14 protein-coding genes are annotated in these 17,170 nt (G+C 43.1%); all 14 read left to right on the top strand.

What is annotated here, in order from left to right; all coding sequences use genetic code 11:
* Positions 1–20 precede the first annotated feature (20 nt).
* The 14 genes from sufB to nrdG all read left to right on the top strand — a co-directional run bounded on the left by sufB (position 21) and on the right by nrdG (position 16,907).
* Positions 21–1,418, top strand: a complete 1,398-nt coding sequence (gene sufB, locus MKX55_RS17075) for a Fe-S cluster assembly protein SufB (protein ID WP_339179039.1) — start codon at positions 21–23, stop codon at positions 1,416–1,418.
* Positions 1,419–1,691: 273 nt separating this feature from the next.
* Positions 1,692–2,678: a TraB/GumN family protein gene (locus MKX55_RS17070; RefSeq protein ID WP_339233628.1), complete on the top strand. Its 987-nt coding sequence runs from the start codon at positions 1,692–1,694 to the stop codon at positions 2,676–2,678.
* Between the two features lie 986 nt (positions 2,679–3,664).
* The gene (locus tag MKX55_RS17065; protein WP_226894844.1) at positions 3,665–3,790 is read left to right on the top strand and encodes a YezD family protein; all 126 of its coding nucleotides are present in this window, start codon (positions 3,665–3,667) and stop codon (positions 3,788–3,790) included.
* A gap of 117 nt (positions 3,791–3,907) precedes the next feature.
* Positions 3,908–4,621, top strand: a complete 714-nt coding sequence (locus MKX55_RS17060) for a phosphoadenylyl-sulfate reductase (protein ID WP_339233626.1) — start codon at positions 3,908–3,910, stop codon at positions 4,619–4,621.
* Positions 4,622–4,666: 45 nt separating this feature from the next.
* Positions 4,667–5,812 carry a sulfate adenylyltransferase gene (sat, locus tag MKX55_RS17055; protein ID WP_339233623.1) on the top strand — a complete coding sequence of 382 codons (1,146 nt, stop codon included), beginning with the start codon at positions 4,667–4,669 and terminating at the stop codon, positions 5,810–5,812.
* A gap of 28 nt (positions 5,813–5,840) precedes the next feature.
* Positions 5,841–6,917, top strand: coding sequence for an inorganic phosphate transporter (locus tag MKX55_RS17050; RefSeq protein WP_339233621.1), 1,077 nt, complete (start codon positions 5,841–5,843; stop codon positions 6,915–6,917).
* Between the two features lie 57 nt (positions 6,918–6,974).
* Positions 6,975–7,583, top strand: a complete 609-nt coding sequence (cysC, locus tag MKX55_RS17045; RefSeq protein ID WP_339179031.1) for an adenylyl-sulfate kinase — start codon at positions 6,975–6,977, stop codon at positions 7,581–7,583.
* An 89-nt stretch (positions 7,584–7,672) separates the two neighbouring features.
* Positions 7,673–9,511 (top strand): assimilatory sulfite reductase (NADPH) flavoprotein subunit, encoded by a 1,839-nt coding sequence (locus tag MKX55_RS17040; protein WP_339233617.1) that lies wholly within the window; start codon positions 7,673–7,675, stop codon positions 9,509–9,511.
* A 20-nt stretch (positions 9,512–9,531) separates the two neighbouring features.
* Positions 9,532–11,265 (top strand): assimilatory sulfite reductase (NADPH) hemoprotein subunit, encoded by a 1,734-nt coding sequence (gene cysI / locus MKX55_RS17035; protein WP_339233615.1) that lies wholly within the window; start codon positions 9,532–9,534, stop codon positions 11,263–11,265.
* A 135-nt stretch (positions 11,266–11,400) separates the two neighbouring features.
* A complete protein-coding gene (gene cobA, locus MKX55_RS17030; protein ID WP_339233613.1) occupies positions 11,401–12,891 on the top strand; it encodes a uroporphyrinogen-III C-methyltransferase in 1,491 nt (496 codons plus the stop codon).
* A gap of 86 nt (positions 12,892–12,977) precedes the next feature.
* The gene (locus tag MKX55_RS17025) at positions 12,978–13,754 is read left to right on the top strand and encodes a sirohydrochlorin chelatase (RefSeq protein WP_339179022.1); all 777 of its coding nucleotides are present in this window, start codon (positions 12,978–12,980) and stop codon (positions 13,752–13,754) included.
* Complete coding sequence (locus MKX55_RS17020; protein WP_339179020.1) at positions 13,754–14,368, top strand: bifunctional precorrin-2 dehydrogenase/sirohydrochlorin ferrochelatase; 615 nt, start codon at positions 13,754–13,756, stop codon at positions 14,366–14,368. The genes MKX55_RS17025 and MKX55_RS17020 overlap by 1 nt, the downstream gene beginning before the upstream one ends.
* A gap of 194 nt (positions 14,369–14,562) precedes the next feature.
* Positions 14,563–16,440, top strand: coding sequence for an anaerobic ribonucleoside triphosphate reductase (locus MKX55_RS17015; protein WP_339233610.1), 1,878 nt, complete (start codon positions 14,563–14,565; stop codon positions 16,438–16,440).
* Entirely contained in the window at positions 16,437–16,907 is a 471-nt protein-coding gene (gene nrdG, locus MKX55_RS17010; RefSeq protein WP_339179015.1) for an anaerobic ribonucleoside-triphosphate reductase activating protein, read from the top strand. The genes MKX55_RS17015 and nrdG overlap by 4 nt, the downstream gene beginning before the upstream one ends.
* Positions 16,908–17,170: the final 263 nt, after the last annotated feature.

Here is a 17,170-nt window from a genome sequence, read left to right as displayed (position 1 = left end):
TCAGAGGGAGGTTATTAACAATGGCAAAAAATATGCCGGAAATGGAAGAGTATAAATATGGATTTCACGATAAAGACGTATCTATTTTCCGTACAGAAAAAGGATTAACGCCAAATATTGTTAAAGAAATTTCGAAAATGAAGGAAGAGCCGCAGTGGATGCTGGATTATCGCTTGAAGGCGCTGGAGCATTTCTATAGCCGTCCAATGCCGCAATGGGGCGGAGACCTTACTGGTTTAGACTTCGATGAGATTGTTTATTATGTGAAACCTTCTGAGAAACAAGGGAGAACATGGGATGAAGTGCCTGAGGAAATCAAGCAGACGTTTGATAAATTAGGTATCCCGGAAGCAGAACAAAAATATCTTGCCGGTGTATCTGCACAGTATGAATCAGAAGTTGTTTACCACAGCTTGAAAGAAGATCTTCAAGAGCTTGGTATCGTCTTTAAGGACACAGATACAGCACTTAAAGAAAATGAGGAGCTGTTTAAAGAGTATTTTGGTAAGGTTATTCCTTACTCAGACAATAAGTTCTCTGCATTAAACTCGGCAGTTTGGTCCGGCGGCTCATTTATCTATGTGCCAAAAGGCGTGGAAGCAACAACGCCATTACAAGCTTACTTCCGTATTAACTCTGAAAATATGGGACAGTTTGAACGTACGCTTATCATTGTTGATGAAGGAGCATCTGTACACTATGTAGAAGGCTGTACAGCACCTGTTTATACAACGAACTCGCTTCACAGTGCTGTTGTTGAGATTATTGTTAAAAAGGATGCCTACTGCCGTTATACAACGATTCAAAACTGGGCAAATAACGTTTATAACCTGGTTACGAAACGTGCGACCTGTGATGCGAACGCAACCATGGAATGGATTGACGGAAACATTGGTTCGAAGTTAACGATGAAATATCCTGCTATCCTGCTCAAAGGAGAAGGCGCACGCGGAAATACGCTTTCTATCGCTTTAGCTGGAAAAGGACAATTACAGGATGCTGGTGCGAAAATGCATCACTTGGCTCCAAATACTTCTTCTACCATTGTTTCGAAGTCTATCTCTAAACAAGGCGGAAAAGTATCTTACCGCGGACTGGTACACTTTGGACGTAAAGCAGACGGAGCTCGTTCCAATATTGAGTGTGATACACTGATTATGGATAACGAGTCTACTTCAGATACGATTCCGTACAATGAAATTCTAAACGACAATATTTCCTTAGAGCACGAAGCAAAAGTTTCGAAAGTATCTGAGGAACAGCTCTTCTATCTAATGAGCCGCGGCTTATCAGAAGAAGAAGCAACAGAAATGATCGTTATGGGCTTCATTGAACCATTTACAAAAGAACTTCCAATGGAATATGCTGTTGAGATGAATCGATTGATCAGCTTCGAGATGGAAGGTTCTATCGGCTAAGTATGATTATAAGGTGAAATAAAAAAGTGGCTTCTGCGGAAGCCGCTTTTTTTTGTACATTGATGCGTATGATACATGTGATAAAAAGTATTTTAGTAAATGAGTTTGTACATAAATAATCATTCATAGTAAATCGTTAAGGGCGATTCGTTGTGAGTAAAATACAGAATTATTTCAAAAGCTTTCCAAATACTCAAGTTATTCTGTTAGAATGAACGTATTGTATTTTTTATAAACAAAAATGATGATGCAGACTAAAGGAGGAAAATGGGAATGAAAAAATTTTTATTAGTATTATTCACGCTTTTGCTTGCCGGTATACTTACGGCATGCAGCGGAGATGAGGGTGCGTCCGAAACAGAAAATCCCGCCGCAGAGGAGCCGGCAACAGAAGAGGAGGAGGCTGGTGCTGATGAGGCAGACGAAGAAACAGAGAGCGGTGAAGGAAAAGGCGGTTTCTTATGGAAGGTCGAATCCGGTGACACCGAAATGTACTTACAGGGAACCATCCATTTAGGAACGGATGACTTTTATCCATTAGATCCTGCGATTGAAGAAGCGTTTGACAGTGCGGATGTGGTACTGCCAGAATTTAATCTGCTGGAGGAAATGCCAGCTCAGGAAGAAGTTTTAGAGTATGCCATGCTGGAAGAGGGGACAACATTGGAAGATGAACTTTCCGATGAGACATATGAAGAGCTTGCTTCTATTTTTGAAGAGAATGGATTAGATTTGGAAACAATGAATGAATTTCAGCCATGGTTTGTAGAGATGATGCTGCTTGAATTTACAACCATGTCCAGTGACGTCGATTCACAAGAAGCCGTTGACCTATACTTCCTTGAAAAAGCAACAGAGGATGAAAAAGAAATTGTTTCATTAGAAAGTGCAGAGGAACAATTTGAAGTGCTGAGCGGCTATTCGATGGAAACACAAGTACAGACATTGGAACTAGCGATTGATGGCTATGAAGAGGCTCCAGAAGAGATGGAGGAGCTTGCTGAAGCTTGGCTTGAAGGAGACATCGAAGCAATGGAAACGATGTCTGATGACTATGGAGAAGCTGGAATCAATGCGGAATATATGGAAGAATTAAATGATAACCGGAATATTGATATGGCCAACAGCCTGGATGACATTTTACAGGAGGACAGCGGTCAGGTGTATTTTGTTTTCGTAGGCACAGCACACTTTACCGTGGAACCAAGTATTATCACAGAGCTTGAAGACAAAGGCTATGAAGTGGAGCATGTGTATTAAGGATAATTTGTCAGCTTAAAGTGAATTAACTTTTTAGGCACGAAATAGTGGCTTGGAGCGAAACCATTCGCAGTGTGAGCCATTATTTCGTGTTTTTTTGAAATATAATAACTGAAAAAGTGTCTTTTTTGAAATTAAATCATATCATTAAGATAAGAATACTTTTTTATGAAGTTTGATAGGGAAATAATTTATAAATGAAGAAGCATTATAGCTAATATAAAGGTTTTTTAAGAGCCCAGAAAGTATAAAAAGCTGTAGATAGTAGTTCCACCGGTGGTCATGGGTGAGTAATTTATCCACTCTGCTGTCCGCGAGCTCCTGGCTCAGCCTCCTTTAAAGAAGATTTGCTGACTGGCAATCCGGCAGGCACAGACAGAGCTATAGTTGGTACTGTGATTACCAATGTTGTCAGGTTAGTGAATGTTATCAATTTTTGATACAGATAGTAATAAAACCTATCTAGCGGAGGAAAAACACGTAGACTCCTATGGGAAAGCGAAGTGGGAAGACCCCGCAGAAAAAAAGCGAACTTCTTTTTTTCTACCCTCGGGGCATAAGTGCGACTTTGCTTCTGTCTGCGCCTGACGGCTTGCCAATCAGCAAGTCTTCTTTAAAGGAGGCTGAGCGCAAGCCCATGGAAAGCGTAGTGTTTTTCCGCAGCGGCGTATTAACCTGATAACATTGAGACCTGCGATTACTCGGTCTATTAAAACCGTTGCTGTGATTACTTGTCCCGTCGAAAACCATCGCAGCGGACATCTCTTTGGCAAGAATACTGTTGTTTAATATCAAGTGATTTTCCTTGTTTTTTAACAGAAAATCAAAGCAATTTTCATTGCATTTAAAAATTTTTAAATGAGTGATTGACAAAAGGCAGAAATATGGATAGAATACTAATAAATCTTATCAAATTACAGGGAATTGAACTTCCTCAAGCAACGAAAAATAATTAGGGGGAAGATAACATGTCAAAAGAGCATGAAATGGATGATTTTTATGTGAAGTTGAAGGAATTATTAAATGACTTGAATTATGGCACCATAACGATTGTGGTCCAGGATGGAAAGGTAATCCAATTAGAGAAAAATGAAAAAGTAAGATTAAAGTAATCACGAAAAAAACACTGCTGACTAGACAACTAGAGGCGGCGTTCTGTTCAGAAGAAATTCTGGAGGAGCGGCGTCTTTTTTAATGGTCAAGTATTATCTGAGAAAGAAGGTTTATGCATGCAATTAACCTATCAAAAAGCTGAGGCAGAGGATTATGAATCTCTGAATCAAAAGCTTAAAAAGAAAGACAGCCTGGAGATATTGAAATGGGCATATCAGTCCTATGGTGATGAGCTTGTCTACGCCTGCAGCTTTGGGGCGGAAGGTATTGTTTTGATTGATATGATCCATAAGGTAAAAAAAGATGCTGTCATCGTTTTTCTGGATACCGATTTTCATTTTAAAGAAACCTACGAACTCATTAATCGAGTAAAAGAACGGTATCCGAGTTTACGGATTGAAATGACGAAACCGGAGCTGACACCGGAGGAGCAGGCGAAAGTTCATGGTCCTGAACTATGGAAGGTGAACCCCGATTTATGCTGCAGTATTCGTAAGCTGATTCCTTTGGAGCAGCAATTAAATCAATACACTGCCTGGATATCCGGTTTACGAAGAGAGCAATCACCGACAAGAGCAAATACGGAATTTGTTAATCAAGACAGACGATTTCAATCGATTAAAATTTGTCCTTTGATTCATTGGACAGAAGAAGAAATCTGGATGTATATCCGCCTGCATCAGCTGCCTTATAATGAGCTTCATGATAAGAATTACCCGAGCATTGGCTGTGAACATTGTACAAAAGCGGTGTTGGCAGGGGAAGACGCAAGAAGCGGCAGATGGGCAGACACAAATAAAACAGAATGCGGCTTACACCAGGAAAAATAAGCAATCTAGCCAGGATGAAATTGAATATTATTGGAGGTAAACGTTATGACAACCATTGCTCCACATGGAGGAACATTGATTCAACAGTATGAGCCAGATTATGATACACAGGGAATCACACAGGAAATAGAGCTGGATTCCTTTGCTCTTTCCGATTTAGAACTGATTGGTATTGGCGGATTCAGCCCGTTAACAGGTTTTATGGGAAAAGCAGATTACGAATCGGTAGTCAGCGATATGCGTCTAGCAGATGGAACGGTCTGGAGTATACCAATCACATTGCCAATTTCAGAGGCAGCAGCAAACACATTGGAAATCGGAACACGCGCCAAGCTGACTTTTAATAATAAGGTGTACGGCGTCATCGATATTACCGAGGTGTATGAACCGAATAAATGGAAAGAGGCAAAACAGGTATACCGGACGGATGATCAGGCGCATCCAGGTGTGAAGAAGCTGTTTGAACGTCCTGATTATTACGCAGCTGGTCCAATTACATTAACCAAGCGGCTGCAGCGTGATCGTTTTCAAGCATATTATCTCGATCCAAAAGAAACCAGAGCGCATTTTGAAAAACAAGGCTGGAAAAAGGTAGTCGGCTTTCAAACAAGGAATCCGGTTCATCGGGCTCATGAATATATTCAGAAATCAGCACTCGAAATTGTGGATGGGTTATTCTTAAACCCACTGGTAGGAGATACGAAAGCAGATGATATTCCGGCAGATGTCAGAATGGAAAGCTATGAAGTGCTATTGTCCAAATATTATCCGCGTGACCGGGTATTTCTCGCTGTATTTCCAGCAGCGATGCGTTATGCCGGACCAAGAGAAGCGATTTTTCATGCATTAGTCCGTAAAAATTATGGCTGTACCCATTTTATTGTCGGCCGGGACCATGCAGGGGTAGGCGACTATTATGGAACCTATGATGCGCAGGTTATCTTCCAGCAATTTTCAGAAGAAGATCTCGAGATTACGCCATTATTTTTTGAGCATAGCTTTTATTGCAAAGCATGCGGGAATATGGCATCGACGAAAACATGTCCTCATGACAAAGAAAGCCATGTAATTTTGTCCGGAACAAAGGTACGAGAGATGTTGACCAAGGGAATTACTCCTCCTCCTGAATTCAGCCGGAAAGAGGTTGTCGAGGTGCTTATCCGGGGGATGCAGCAGCAAGCAAGTGTGTAAGTAAGAAAGAGAGAGGTGTTTTGGAATTATGCTGGTTGCTGTTGCTTTTATAATTGCTTTATTTTTTGCGATGAACATTGGAGCCAGCGGAACGGCTGCTTCGATGGGGCCGGCTTATGGGAGCGGTGCTATCCCTAAGAAACGGACGGCAATGATCCTGGTCAGTATTTTCGCCTTATTAGGTGCCTTATCTGGAGGCGAGGTTGTCCGCACGATTGGAAATGGAATCATTTCCCCGGGAGTCCTTGACGTAGAAATTGTCATCATTATTCTAGCGGCAGCTTGTCTCACTTTATTCTTTGCCAACGTATTAGGGATACCACTGTCTACGAGTGAAGTGGTTGTCGGTGCAATTATTGGAGCAGGTATCGCTTATCAGGCGCTCCTATTCGATCAGCTGCTCATCATCATTGCCTTTTGGCTGATTACGCCGATTACCGCGTTTTTGCTTGGATTGGTGTTAGGCAAATGGATACGCTATGCGGAAAACCGCTGGAAGGAGCTTACAGAGCTTGGTAAATGGAAAAAACCACTGGCTTTTTTGCTTATCGCGGCCGGCTGTATCGAGGCATATGCTGCTGGAATGAATAATGTAGCTAATGCTGTCGGCCCGTTAGTTGGTGTCGGGCTGCTTGATGTGACCATGGCTGTATTGATTGGCGGACTTTTTGTATCTCTTGGAGCAGTGTTACTGGGAGGCCGTGTCTTAGAAACAAACGGGAAAAAAATTACGCGGCTGTCCTTGCTGCAGGGGAGTGCTGTTTCTTTGACGGGAGGCAGTCTGGTGATAACGGCGTCCATTTTTGGTTTGCCGGTGCCGCTGACACAAATAACAACCTCTGCCATCGTTGGCATTGGTACAGCAGACAAAGGATTTCAAATGTGGCAGCAGAGCATTGTGAAACAAATTATTAAAGTCTGGGTTGTTTCACCAGTTATTTCATTAGTACTGTCGTATGGTCTTATTCTTTTATTTAAAACAACGGATTATTATACGCTTTTCGTAATCCTTTCCGTTTTCATTGCCACGGCAGGTGTTTACAGTCTTTATTTGTCTACAAGAGCAGAGCGTCGCTCCACGTATGACGAAGGCGGGGGCATTTAATGCATTAAACCTTAGTAAATACATCAGAATGAACAGTTAAAGAAGGATGGTGTTTATTTGAAACAAGAAACAAAACATATCGTTTGGCATGAAACTGCTGTACAGAAGGAAGAACGGCAGCAGAGAAACCAGCATAAAAGCTGTATTTTATGGTTTACCGGACTTTCCGGAGCAGGGAAGTCAACACTAGCTAATGCATTGGAGCATCGTTTATTTGAACAAGGTTTAAACAGCTATGTGCTGGATGGCGATAATGTCCGGCACGGCCTGAATAAAGGACTTGGCTTCGGTGAAGAAGATCGAAAGGAAAATATCCGCCGAATCGGCGAGGTGGCGAAGCTGTTTGTAGATGCAGGATTGATTGTCTGCACAGCATTTATTTCTCCATTTGCAGAGGATCGAAACCGGGTGAGAGCGCTGGTTCAAGAGGATGAATTTGTGGAAATTTATGTACGGTGCTCTTTAGAAGCCTGTGAAGACCGTGATCCGAAAGGGCTGTATAAAAAAGCACGTACAGGAGAAATCAGTAATTTTACTGGAATCAGCTCTCCTTATGAGGAACCGCTGCAGCCGGAATTGGTTGTCGATTCCGACCAGCACTCGATTGAAGCATGCGTTGATCAGATGATTGCATTTTTACGAGAAAGAAATTATTTGCCAGAATAATAGGTTCGCACAGCACGTTAAGAGAACGTTCAATTTGAACACGCTCTTTAAATTTAAATCTAAAATTAATTTTTGAGAGGTAGATAGCGTTGCAATTTCAAGTGAATAATAGTCCATTTAATCAAGAGCAGGTTGAGCTGCTCAATCGTCTATTTCCAACATTGACGGAAACCCAACAAATATGGCTTGGCGGTTATCTTTCTGCTTTACAAAGTGCCGGCGCCGCCCCGGCTGCACCTGTCGCAGAAGCAGTCACAGCGCAATTGCCAACCGCTGCTGTAACAGAAGCTTCTCCGGTAGAGGTGACGGTGCTTTTCGGGTCACAGACAGGGAATTGTCAAGGATTGGCAACAGAGGTGTCAGGAAAGCTGAAAGAAAAAGGAATGAAGGTTACCCTTGCCTCTATGGCTGATTTTAAACCCAATAAGCTGAAAAATCTTCAAAACCTGCTGGTTGTAATCAGTACACAGGGAGAAGGAGATCCGCCGGACACAGCGCTTCAATTTCATGAATTTCTCCACGGACGCCGGGCTCCAAAGCTGGAGGACTTGAATTATTCCGTATTGGCGCTCGGAGACAGCTCTTATGACCTTTTCTGTGAAACTGGCAGACAGTTTGATGAGAGATTGGCAGAATTGGGAGGAAATCGAATCATCGACCGTGTGGATTGTGATTTGGATTATGATGAAGCGGCGGAGGAATGGCTGGAAAATGTATTAAATAAGCTGTCTGAGTCACAGGAAACGGTTCAGGCTCCGACAATAGCTGAAGCAGCTGCTGCCGTAGAAACACAAGCATCCGCATTTTCAAGAACCAATCCATTTGAAGCAGAAATCTTTGAAAGTCTGAATATAAATGGCCGCGGCTCCAATAAAGAAACCTATCATATGGAATTGTCGCTGGAAGGGTCGAATCTGGAGTATGAACCAGGCGACAGCATTGGGATTTATCCTGAAAACGATCCGGTCATTGTCGAGGAGCTTATCAAAGAAACAGGGTGGGCTCCGGATGAGCTTATCCCAGTGAACAAAAAAGGGGATGAAGTTCCTCTGCAAGAAGCATTGCAAAAAAATTATGAAATCACTGTACTGACAAAGCCATTACTGAAAAAGATAGCGGAATTTACGCAAATTCCAGAATTACAGCAATTACTGGAGCAGGGGAACGAAGAAGCGGTAACGGAATATATATATGGGCGAGACCTATTAGATTTGATTCGTGATTATCAGATAAAGGATCTTCCGGCAAAGGAATTTATTGCGCTGTTACGAAAAATGCCGCCGCGTCTATATTCCGTAGCAAGCAGCTATAAAGCAAATCCGGAAGAGGTACATTTGACGGTTGGAGCAGTACGTTACCAAACTTATGGCAGAGAGCGGAGCGGTGTTTGCTCTGTGCAATGCGCAGATCGAAAAGAGCCGGGTCAGACCCTTTCCGTTTATGTTCATAAAAACCCGAATTTCAAGCTGCCGGCTGATCCGGATAAACCAATTATCATGATTGGTCCGGGCACTGGGATCGCCCCGTTCCGCTCCTTCGTAGAAGAACGTGAAATAATGGAAGCAAAAGGAAAGTCATGGCTGTTCTTTGGAGACCAGCATTTTGTTACCGATTTTCTTTATCAGACAGATTGGCAGCGCTGGTTGAAGAGCGGAATTTTATCTAAAGTAGATGTGGCTTTTTCGCGGGATAAGGCAGAAAAAGTCTATGTGCAGCATCGTATGCTGGAGCAAAGCAAGGAGCTTTATGAATGGCTGAAAGAAGGCGCAGTCGTCTACGTATGCGGTGATGAGAAAAACATGGCAAGTGATGTCCACGATACGCTAGTGACTATCCTGGAAAGGGAAGGAAATCTTAGTACAGAAGATGCGCAGCATTATTTAATGGAGATGCAGCAGGAGAAACGCTACCAGCGGGATGTCTATTAGTAAGTAAAGGAGAATCAGAAATGTCAGATAGTAAAACAGTTCATAAACCGGTCCATATTCAGGATGGACCGCCAAGTGATGTAGAAAGAATCAAAAAAGAGAGTAATTATTTACGCGGGACATTGGAAGAAACACTGAGTGATCCGTTAAGTGCAGGTATCCCGGATGACGATAACCGGTTAATGAAATTCCACGGAAGCTATTTACAGGATGACCGGGATCTGCGTACCGAACGGCAGCGGCAGAAGCTTGAGCCTGCCTATCAATTTATGGTGCGGGTCCGTGTGCCCGGAGGAGTTGCTACACCGGAGCAATGGCTGGTTATCGATGAATTGGCCAACACCTACGGGAATCAGACAATTAAATTGACTACCAGACAGGCGTTTCAGATGCATGGCATTTTAAAGTGGAATATGAAAGCAAGTATCAAAGTGATTAATGACGCTTTGATGGATACCCTTGCAGCCTGCGGAGACGTTAACAGGAATGTTATGTGTAATCCTAACCCGGATCAATCGGAGGTGCATGCAGAAGTCCACGAGTGGTCAAAAGTATTGAGTGACTATTTATCTCCGCGCACGAATGCGTACCATGAAATTTGGCTTGATGGGGATAAGGTGGTTGATTCTAAAGAAAATGATGAAGTAGAGCCAATGTATGGAACAGTCTATCTGCCAAGAAAGTTTAAGATTGGAATTGCAGTTCCGCCATCCAATGATGTGGATATCTTTTCCCAGGATTTAGGTTTTATTGCTGTTCTGGAGAATGGCCAGCTTCAAGGATTCAATGTATCGGTTGGCGGCGGCATGGGCATGACACATGGCGATACCAATACGTACCCGCAGCTGGGAAGAGTTATCGGTTTTTGTAAGCCGGATCAAATCACAGATGTTGCCGAAAAAATTATTACCATTCAGCGGGATTATGGAAATCGTTCCGAACGAAAATATGCACGCTTTAAATATACGATTGATGCCAGAGGAATTGATTGGCTTAAAAATGAGCTGACGGAACGTTTAGGCTGGCAGCTGGACGAAGCACGCGACTTTCATTTTGACCATAACGGCGACCGCTATGGCTGGGTGAAAGGGACGAAGAATCGCTGGAACTTTACGCTTTTTATTCAAAATGGACGTATTCAGGATAAAGAAGACTATCAGCTGATGACGGGACTGCGGGAAATTGCCAAAATTCATACCGGAGATTTTCGTTTAACTGCGAATCAAAACCTGGTGATTGGAAATGTCACCAGTCAGAAGAAAAAGGAGATCATCGCACTTATCGAGCAGTATGGACTGTCAGATGGAAAAGAGCAATCTGCATTACGCCGTAATTCCATGGCTTGTGTTGCTTTTCCGACCTGCGGCTTGGCGATGGCTGAATCAGAGCGTTATTTGCCTTCCTTGATTGAGAAACTGGAAACGCTGCTGGAAGAAGAAGGGCTTCGTGACGAAGAAATTGTCATTCGGATGTCTGGCTGCCCGAACGGATGCTCACGAGCAGCATTAGGAGAAATTGGCTTTATTGGGAAAGCCCCAGGAAAATATAATATGTATTTAGGAGCAGGATTTGCCGGACAGCGTTTAAGCAAGATTTACCGGGAAAGCATTGGAGAAAAAGAAATTTTAGAAACGCTGCAGCCGATTATCCGGCATTATGCAAAAGAACGTCTGGATGGCGAACACTTCGGTGATTTTGTAGTTCGAAAAGAGTATGTGAAGGCTGTTACTTCTGGAGTAAACTTTCATGATTAGTTGAAAACGTTAAAGAAGAGACAGGGCTGTGGTTATCGCCCTGCTCTTCTTTAACTTTAAGAAAAGCAGTGCTGTTGACTTGAATAGCCGATTTGATACGAAAAAGCTTAGAAATGGATGAAATGAGGGTGACGAATGATGACAAAACCAGGATGTGTGTATTTAGTCGGAGCTGGTCCTGGAGATATTGGGTTAGTGACATTAAAAGGTTATACGTATTTGCAGCAGGCAGAAGTTGTTTTATACGATAGGCTGGTTAACCCTCTCTTACTGGAATATGCTTCGCCGCAAGCAGAATTTATATATTGTGGTAAAATGCCTAAAAAACATATACTGCGTCAGGAAGCAATTAATGAGTTATTAGTAAAGCATGGCTTAGAAGGAAAGAACGTGGTACGTTTGAAAGGCGGCGACCCAAGCGTATTCGGCCGGGGAGGCGAGGAGGCAGCTGCACTGGAACAGGCCGGTGTGCCTTACGAGATTGTTCCAGGGATAACGGCGGGAATTGGAGCTTCTGCTTATGCAGGTGTCCCTGTTACACATCGTGAGCATAGCTTATCCTTTGCTGTTATTACAGGTCATGATAAGTCGCCTTCAGGTGAACCGCTGATTGACTGGCATGCTTTAGCGAACGGGATCGACACCATTGCGTTCTATATGGGATTGGGAAACCTGCCTTACATTTCAGAACAGCTCATCTCACATGGGCGGTCTTCGGATACGCCAGTTTTATTAATTCAATGGGGCACGACCGGAAAACAGAGGACGCTGCAGGGGAATCTTACAAACATTGTACAGAAAGCAAAAGCGGCACAGTTTAAAAATCCAGCTATCATCTTAGTAGGAGATGTAAGCACACTGAAAAAAGGAGAGAGCTGGTTTGAAAGCAAGCCGCTGTTTAGTCAGCATCTGCTGCTCGGTCGGGCAAATGAAGAGCCGAGTAAAATTGGACAGCATTTACGAGAAAAGGGGGCAGAAGTTTTTGAATTTCCGCGGATGCAAAAGAAAAAGCATCTGTTGAAAAAAGCCGATATTCCGGCAAACCGGGATCTTCTTTTTTTATCACCGGCAAGTGTGGACATTTTCTTCGAGTCCCTGCAGGCAAATAAAATCGATATTCGAAGGATTCAAGGCGAATTCTATGGAATTTCTAAAAAAACAGTAAAGGCCATAGAATCCTATCATTGTTTTGGAAAAGAAATAGCAGAACGGAGCCCCGACGCTTCCCCGCTGGTAATATTAGGAGACCCGGAAGGCTTCCATCGAAAAGAGCAGCGTTATCCATTCGTATTTGAGCCTGATTTCATTGCTACGCATAGCTTTATTCGTGTGCAGCAGACGGAGCAAACGTTCAGCCGTCTTCAGGAGGAGGAGCGGATCGAAACAATCATTTTTCCTAATGCGCGTTCTGTAAAAACAGTGACGGAAGGGTTTCAAGCTTGTGGAGAAACGCCAGAAAACATTAGTACCTATGCACGTGTGATTTGTTTTGGAGAAAAATCAAAGCAGGCTGCTGTCAACGCAGGTTATGCAGTTTCGGAGGTATTATCGGAACCAACCGAAGAAGCTCTGCAGGAAGTTCTTTTGCAAAAAGAAGCTCCGCTGGCTGCTGCGGCCTTTTCTTAAAGCTTATATCAGCTTTGCAATCAATAGCGTTCTTTAAATGGAAGTTTGCTAGACTTGAAAGAGAAATAGAGAAAGGGGAATACAGGATGCAGGCTATTTTATATATCGGGCATGGAAGCCGGGTACAACGAGGGAATGAAGAGCTGCTGGCTTTTGTAGACAGAGCAAAGAAAAAAAATCCGCAGATTCAGATACAGGAGGCCTGCTTTATCGAACTTGCTTCGCCGTCCATCCAAACGGGCATCGACAGCTGTGTCCGGCAGGGAGCAGCACAGATTGCAGTGGTACCGGTTCTATTGCTTGCAGCAGGGCATGCAAAGCTGGATATCCCAAAAGAAATAGAGCAGGCAGAAAAACGCTATCCAGACGTTACCTTTACCTATGGAAAGGTGATGGGAGTAGATCCGGCAATCATTGATTTACTTAGCAAACGTCTGGAAATGGGAGGATTGAAGCAAACCGGTAAGCCGCCTGTGTATGAAGAACGCGAACCTGCTTCTGTGTTACTTGTCGGGCGGGGCAGCAGTGATCCGGATGCCAATAGCGACCTTGCCAAAATGGCACGCTTATTATGGGAAGCAGCTCCGGTAAACGAAGTAAATACATGTTACCTGGCAGCAACCCGTCCTACATTGGATGAGGGGCTGGAGCAATTGCTTAAAAGTCCTAATTCGGTGGTGTATGTTGTTCCCTATTTGTTATTCTCCGGTGTATTAATGAGGGAGCTGCGCCAAAAGTTGGATGAACTCTCTGAACGGACAGATAAACAATTTATTCTTTGTCCGTATTTGGGTTTTGATGATCAGCTCGTTACAGTCCTAGTCGACCGGGTCGAAGCATTGCTGAAAGGAAAAGTCAGCTGATGCACATGCCGCTCTTTTTAGAGGTAAAGAATCAGACCGTCATTGCAGTCGGCGGAGGAGCTGTTGCAGCGAGAAAAGTACGTCATTTTTTAGATGCTGGAGCAGCTATCACCATCATCGCGCCAAAACTACATCCATTTTTGCAGCAGCTTTATCAAAAAGGAAAAATCAAGTGGCAGGAAAGAGAGGTTCACGAGGGAGAACAATTTGATTGTCTATTCCTTTTATTAATGACAGATAAGAAAGAACTGAATCTCTCCCTTTATGAAAACAAACAGGCGCAGCAGTTGGTTTATGTTGCCAATGATGCATGGAAAAGTGATGTGTCCTTTCCTGCTGTTCTTCAAAGGGGAGCGTTAAGCATTGCGTTGTCCACCGGCGGCGCGAGTCCAATTTACGCAAAACAGTTAAAAAATAAGCTGGCGGATCAGCTGCCAGCAGAAATAGAAGCTGATCTTATCTTTCTTGATCAGGCAAGAAAAAGAATCCTCCACCTGCCTTTCACACCGGAGCAAAAAAAGCAGATTCTGCAGAAAATCACAGAAGAAGGATTCCTGCGGCAGGATAATCGGCAGCAGCTTCTGGAAGGAATGCTTGAATCGGTTCAAAAATGACTTAAAAAATTCATAATCGGGATAGAGAATGAGAAGAAAAAGTGGTAAAAGTCATAAAATATCCATTTGAACTCCTTTCTAACCTCCTTTACTATTGAACTATATATAGTTTTACTTTGTTTTTAAACATACTATATATAGTTTTTTGGATGCGTTGAAACGTATTTGCAGAGACGAAGAAGGAGGAATAGGAGATGGCGGAAGTAATGACTGCTCCTGAAAGTACAGAAGCAGATTTAATGCAGGATTTTCAAGAGATTGTATCCAGCACCAATCAGGATTTAATACAGGAGAATGCCAATGTGGACGGGAAATCACCATGCGGGCAGATGAACAAGTTTGCCAGTGAAAGTGCAAAGCTTTATGCGAAGGAAAAGATGTTGAGCCGGGAAGCGAAGCAGGCAATGGAGGATAATTATATTCATATTCATGATTTAGATTATATGCCCACAGGGACAGCGACCTGCTGCCAAATTCCTTTAGGTAAATTGTTGGAAAAAGGGTTTAACACGGGGCATGGACATATGCGCTCCCCGCAAAGCATCATGAGTGCGATGGCATTAGCGGCAATCGTCTTTCAAAGCAATCAAAATCAGCAGCATGGTGGACAGAGCTTCCAGGCGTTTGATTATGATTTAGCCCCCTTTGTGAAGAAATCCTATCAAAAACGGCTGCATAGATTACAGAAATATCAGCTTCTCCTTGCTCCACAGGAATTGGAGAAGTTAGCTTGGGAGGAAACGGACCGGGAATGCTACCAGGCCTGTGAAGCGTTTATTCATAATTTGAACAGCCTCCATTCCAGAAGCGGCGGTCAGGTTCCATTTACGTCAATTAATTATGGAACAGATACAAGCAGAGAAGGAAGACTGATTATAAAAAATCTTCTTTTAGCTACACAGGCTGGTTTAGGAAAAGGGGAGACACCAATTTTTCCGATTCAAATTTTTAAAATGAAAAAAGACGTTAATTTTTATAAAGCGGATCCAAACTATGATTTGTATCAGCTGGCTCTGGAAACAACAGCAAAAAGGCTTTTTCCAAACTTCAGTTTTATCGATGCGCCATTCAACTTCGTTTATTATGAGGAAGGAAACCCGGATTCGGAAGTAGCTTATATGGGCTGCCGTACGCGTATTATGGCTAATCGTCATGGAGAAGAAAATAGTCTCGGGCGCGGCAATATCTCCTTTACCAGTATTAATTTAGTGAAAATAGCGCTGATCTCATCAACCGTCGAGGCATTTATGGCGAAATTAGAGGTCTATACGGAAATGGTCATTCGTCAATTGTATGAACGGTATGTATTTCAGGCGAATAAACTTGTGAATAACTTCACTTTTTTGCATGGAGAGGGCGTCTGGACAGGCAGTGACGAACTAAATCCAGAGGATACATTGGAAGAGGTATTGAAGCAGGGGAGTTTAAGTGTCGGTTTTATTGGCCTGGCGGAGTGTTTAAAAGCATTGACAGGCAAGCATCATGGAGAATCAGAACAGGCGCAGGAGCTGGGAGAAGAGATTGTTGCCTTTTTACGGAAGAAGTGTGACGAGGCTGCAGAAGATTATGATTTGAACTATTCGCTGATTGCAACACCGGCAGAAGGGCTGAGCGGCCGATTTGTGAAGCAGGATCGCAAGGATTTTGGGATGAGAGAAGGCATTACAGACAGAGATTATTATACAAATTCGTTTCATATCCCTGTGTACTATCCGATTCGAGCTGTGGAGAAAATAAAACGGGAAGCCATCTATCACCCGTATACCAATGCCGGTCATATCACTTATATTGAAGTAGATGGAGATGTCAGCAAAAATATAAAAGCTATCGATACTCTTGTGAAAACCATGGCTGAAAGCGGTATTGGCTATGGCAGTGTAAACCATCCGGTCGACCGCTGTAAAAGCTGCGGCTATACCGGAACGATCGATAACGCATGTCCAAGCTGTCAAATCGCGGATGAAAGACAATTTGACCGGATTCGCCGTATTACCGGCTATCTGGTAGGAACGATGGATAAATGGAATACAGCAAAAGCATCGGAAGAACGGGACAGGGTGAGGCATGTATGATGGAAACAGCACGGATTTTATCCATTTATCATGATTCGGTCGTCGACGGAGAGGGATTACGTACGGTTATTTTCTTTGCCGGCTGTCCCCATTACTGCAAGGGATGCCATAATCCAAGGTCGTGGAATATACGAAATGGCAGGGAGATGAATGTGCAGCAGATTGTCGAGGAGGCATGGAATCCATTGACAGATATTACGTTAAGCGGCGGAGATCCATTTTACCAGGCAGAAGCTGCAGCAAGTGTTTCCAGACAATTGAAGGAGCTGGGGAAAAATATATGGGCGTACACAGGATGGACAATAGAAGAGCTGCGTGAGAACAAAGATCCGCATCAGCTGGAGCTTCTTAACTATGTAGATGTGCTGGTGGACGGACCATTTAGATTAGCTGAGCGGGATTTAACCTTATCCTTTCGCGGCAGCCGGAATCAGCGGATTATTGAGATGGGGAATGAGCGGAAGTAATAACGGCAGAAAAACTGACCAGAGACAAGGTCAGTTTTTTTGATGGACAAAAAACAGGCTGTTGCAAAGTCTCTATTGACTTTTGGCAGATTACGGTATATCTAAGCAAGCATGAAAGGAAAAAGAAGTATATAATAGCTTCCATAGCAGCAGGATAAGTTAAATCATTTAAAAAAACAAAAAATATGTAGATTTTGTAAAGATTCCTTCTTTCCTGCAGTAATAAGGTTTCAATTGAATAAAAAAAGGCAATAGCTCAAGAT

The organism is Oceanobacillus sp. FSL W7-1281 (assembly GCF_037969835.1).
GTDB lineage: Bacteria > Bacillota > Bacilli > Bacillales > Amphibacillaceae > Oceanobacillus > Oceanobacillus oncorhynchi.
Note: the sequence above shows the minus strand (reverse complement) of the source record. Positions and strands in the feature narration are given on the sequence as shown.

What these genes read in the sequence shown, in the direction of transcription:
- sufB (WP_339179039.1), top strand. Translation starts at nt 21, where the DNA reads ATGGCAAAAAATATGCCGGAAATGGAAGAGTATAAATATGGATTTCAC.
- MKX55_RS17070 (WP_339233628.1), top strand. Translation starts at nt 1,692, where the DNA reads ATGAAAAAATTTTTATTAGTATTATTCACGCTTTTGCTTGCCGGTATA.
- MKX55_RS17065 (WP_226894844.1), top strand. Translation starts at nt 3,665, where the DNA reads ATGGATGATTTTTATGTGAAGTTGAAGGAATTATTAAATGACTTGAAT.
- MKX55_RS17060 (WP_339233626.1), top strand. Translation starts at nt 3,908, where the DNA reads ATGCAATTAACCTATCAAAAAGCTGAGGCAGAGGATTATGAATCTCTG.
- sat (WP_339233623.1), top strand. Translation starts at nt 4,667, where the DNA reads ATGACAACCATTGCTCCACATGGAGGAACATTGATTCAACAGTATGAG.
- MKX55_RS17050 (WP_339233621.1), top strand. Translation starts at nt 5,841, where the DNA reads ATGCTGGTTGCTGTTGCTTTTATAATTGCTTTATTTTTTGCGATGAAC.
- cysI (WP_339233615.1), top strand. Translation starts at nt 9,532, where the DNA reads ATGTCAGATAGTAAAACAGTTCATAAACCGGTCCATATTCAGGATGGA.
- cobA (WP_339233613.1), top strand. Translation starts at nt 11,401, where the DNA reads ATGATGACAAAACCAGGATGTGTGTATTTAGTCGGAGCTGGTCCTGGA.
- MKX55_RS17025 (WP_339179022.1), top strand. Translation starts at nt 12,978, where the DNA reads ATGCAGGCTATTTTATATATCGGGCATGGAAGCCGGGTACAACGAGGG.
- MKX55_RS17020 (WP_339179020.1), top strand. Translation starts at nt 13,754, where the DNA reads ATGCACATGCCGCTCTTTTTAGAGGTAAAGAATCAGACCGTCATTGCA.
- MKX55_RS17015 (WP_339233610.1), top strand. Translation starts at nt 14,563, where the DNA reads ATGGCGGAAGTAATGACTGCTCCTGAAAGTACAGAAGCAGATTTAATG.
- nrdG (WP_339179015.1), top strand. Translation starts at nt 16,437, where the DNA reads ATGATGGAAACAGCACGGATTTTATCCATTTATCATGATTCGGTCGTC.